Annotated in this window: 2 protein-coding genes; both read left to right on the top strand. The window is 55.1% G+C overall.

The features are described from left to right. Positions 1-645 precede the first annotated feature (645 nt). Positions 646-1,692 carry a hypothetical protein gene (locus Q31b_RS27565; protein ID WP_146602895.1) on the top strand — a complete coding sequence of 349 codons (1,047 nt, stop codon included), beginning with the start codon at positions 646-648 and terminating at the stop codon, positions 1,690-1,692. Positions 1,693-2,162: 470 nt separating this feature from the next. After that, positions 2,163-3,209, top strand: coding sequence for a transposase (locus tag Q31b_RS27560; protein WP_146602894.1), 1,047 nt, complete (start codon positions 2,163-2,165; stop codon positions 3,207-3,209). Positions 3,210-3,557: the final 348 nt, after the last annotated feature.

The raw sequence follows: 3,557 nt of genomic DNA, 5'->3' as shown, positions 1-3,557 counted from the left end.
AAAAGCCTATCTCACTGGCATGCATGCACGCTATTTGACGATCAGTTGCAATAGCAAGCAAAAATCCCGACAGCGTCCGTCTGGGGTGTCGCCTCATCACCTGAAATGATGCTCTGTCCCTAATGCCTGCTTACTTCGATCCGTGGATAGTTGCACCATCGCCCCACAGGCCGGAGGCCGAAACATCCTTGCCGGTTGCGTGAGCCACCGGCAGTGGATGACAACCGAACCACTAGCCCGGAGGGCGACACACCAGCAATGATGTGTCGGCCTCCGGCCTGAAAACAATGCGACGGCGGTCGAGAAGTGATGGATGACGTTCACGAATCGGCCCGTCGTCGGCACCGAGCAAAGAGGCAGAAGGAGGAGTCCAAGACCGAGGGAGGACTTCGTCGGGGTCAGTCTTGATCTTCGCGAAGCGTTCCCTCTGTGACTCCGTGCCTCTGTGAGAGATTCATTGCCGGACAGCGGGGCTCTCACAGAGGCACGAAGGCACGGAGTTTAGGCGGTCGTGACGTTAGCGACGAGACAGATAGGGACAGACAGATAGGGACAGAGCATGATTCTGGTGGATTTGCCTTTTCCCTAACCGAGGTATACGATTTCTGGTGATTCTGCTGACGCTTTTCTCTCGGGAGGTGTGTGATGGTTCGGTTGGCACGTAGCGAGGTGTTTGATCCGCAAGAGGTCGTTGTCGCCCATCTCTACAATCGGACCTGCCGACGCTGTTTCCTGATGGGAAATGACCAAGTGTCCGGCAAAAACTTCGACCACCGGAAAATTTGGATCGAAAAGTATCTGCAACAGTTTGCAGAATTTTTCTCTTTAGATTTGCTAGCTTTTTCAATACTAGACAACCACCTCCACTTGATCCTAAGATCGCGGCCCGATCTGGTGGCGACCTGGAGCGATAGGGAGGTGGCTCGGCGCTGGTTGATGCTCTGTCCACACCGCCGGAAATCCGACGGGTCGCCTTTGCCCCCAAGCGAGCCAGAACTCAAATCGATCGCCGGTTGTCCAATCAAATGCCAAGAAATCCGCGAGCGGCTGAGCAGTTTCAGTTGGTGGATGCGGCTGTTGTGCCAACGCGTTGCGATGCGAGCGAATCGCGAGGAACAGGAGTCGGGCCGGTTCTTCCAAGATCGCTACCGTGCAACTCGATTGACGGACGAAGCATCCCTGTTGGCCTGTGCCGCTTACGTGGATTTGAACCTGATTCGTGCCGCGATGGCGGAAACGCTGGAGCAGAGCGATCATACGTCGGTGCAAAAACGAATCGAGGCCATGAAAAGCGAGTCACCAAGCAAAGACAAGCCGGATGCTTTCTTGGCACCTCTGTCGATCGATGAGCAGCTTGATCCCGTTGGTCCCTGTGCTAGCGATAGCGGCAAGCGATGTAGTGATAAAGGCTTCTTACCGATTTCGCTCGTGGATTACTTGAAGCTACTCGATTGGACAGCTCGGCAAGTGGCGCCGGGCAAACGCGGTGTGACGCCTTCGGCTGCACCACCGATTTTGGTTCGGTTGGGACTCGAGCAAGCGACTTGGTGCGAACTGGTGAAGGACTTTGGGAAATTGTTCTGCAGCATTGCAGGACGCCCCGAGAGTGTCGATTCGATGCGTTGTCACCGCACGCACCGCCGCTACCATCTCCGCCGCCGCGCTCGCGAGCTATTGACGCTCCCGGACTGAGTGCCCCTTCTTCGATTTCCCTCCTTTTCGTGACGCTCTTTGAGCTGCCCCCAGGATGAAGGTACGCACCCAATACGGCCATTCCGAGGAAAAAGCCTATCTCACTGGCTTGCACACACGCTATTTGACGATCCGGTGCAATAGCAAAGCAAAAATCCCGACAGCGTCCGTCCGGGGTGTTGCTGTATCACCTGAAATGATGCTCTGTCCCTACGATTCCCTACGATTCTCCTGTCCCTACGATTCTCCGATTGCCTGTCCCTACGATTGCCTACGATTGCCTCCATCGGTGGTAATTGCCCCACCGACTCGTCAAGCACGAGGGAGGGATCGGGGCAGCTCAGCCGGGCATCTTGAACAGAGGGTACCACCAAGGGACAGAGCATGATTCTGGTGGATTTGCCTTTTCCCTAACCGAGGTATACGATTCCTGGTGATTCTGCTGATGCTTTTCTCTCGGGAGGTGTGTGATGGTTCGGTTGGCACGTAGCGAGGTGTTTGATCCGCAAGAGGTCGTTGTCGCCCATCTCTACAATCGGACCTGCCGACGCTGTTTCCTGATGGGAAATGACCAAGTGTCCGGCAAAAACTTCGACCACCGGAAAATTTGGATCGAAAAGTATCTGCAACAGTTTGCGGAATACTTTTCTATAGATTTGCTAGCATTTGCCATACTAGACAACCACATCCACTTGATCCTAAGATCGCGGCCCGATCTGGTGGCGACCTGGAGCGATAGAGAGGTGGCTCGGCGCTGGTTGATGCTCTGTCCACACCGCCGCAAATCCGACGGGTCGCCTTTGCCGCCAAGCGAGCCAGAACTCAAATCGATCGCTGGTTGTCCAATCAAATGCCAAGAAATCCGCGAGCGGCTGAGCAGTTTCAGTTGGTGGATGCGGCTGTTGTGCCAACGCGTTGCGATGCGAGCGAATCGCGAGGAACAGGAGTCGGGCCGGTTCTTCCAAGATCGCTACCGTGCAACTCGATTGACGGACGAAGCATCCCTGTTGGCCTGTGCCGCTTACGTGGATTTGAACCTGATTCGTGCCGCGATGGCGGAAACGCTGGAGCAGAGCGAGCATACGTCGGTGCAAAAACGAATCGAGGCGATGAAAAGTGAGTCACCAAGCGAAGACAAGCCGGATGCTTTCTTGGCACCTCTGTCGATCGATGAGCAGCTTGATCCCGTAGGCCCCTGTGCTAGCGATAGCGGCAAGCGTTGTAGTGATAAAGGCTTCTTACCAATTTCGCTCGTGGATTACTTGAAGCTACTCGATTGGACAGCTCGGCAAGTGGCGCCGGGCAAACGCGGTGTGACGCCTTCGGCTGCACCACCGATTTTGGTTCGGTTGGGACTCGAGCAAGCGACTTGGTGCGAACTGGTGAAGGACTTTGGGAAATTGTTCTGCAGCATTGCTGGACGCCCGGAAAGTGTCGATTCGATGCGTTGTCACCGCACGCACCGCCGCTACCATCTCCGCCGCCGCGCCCGCGAGCTATTGACGCTCCCGGACTGAGCGTCCCTTCTTCGATTTCCCTCCTTTTCGTGACGCTCTTTGAGCTGCCCCCAGGAAGAAGGTACGCACCCAATACGGCCATTCCGAGGAAAAAAGCCTATCTCACTGGCTTGCACACACGCTGTTTGACGATCAGGTGCAATAGCAAAGCAAAAATCCCGACAGCGTCCGTCCGGGGTGTTGCTGTATCACCTGAAATGATGCTCTGTCCCTAAGATTTGCGGCAACACGATCATGTCGTTCTCGGCACACGTGATCGCACGGACTTGATACTGGTACTGGTTGTAGAAACCGTGAAAGAGGACGAGTTGTTGATTACCGTGAGCAGGATCATCAAAAGTATCGATA

Origin of the sequence: Novipirellula aureliae, assembly GCF_007860185.1 — a bacterium.
Classification (GTDB): domain Bacteria; phylum Planctomycetota; class Planctomycetia; order Pirellulales; family Pirellulaceae; genus Novipirellula_A; species Novipirellula_A aureliae.
This window is presented reverse-complemented; position numbering and strand designations above follow the sequence as displayed.

What these genes read in the sequence shown, in the direction of transcription:
- Q31b_RS27565 (WP_146602895.1), top strand. Translation starts at nt 646, where the DNA reads ATGGTTCGGTTGGCACGTAGCGAGGTGTTTGATCCGCAAGAGGTCGTT.
- Q31b_RS27560 (WP_146602894.1), top strand. Translation starts at nt 2,163, where the DNA reads ATGGTTCGGTTGGCACGTAGCGAGGTGTTTGATCCGCAAGAGGTCGTT.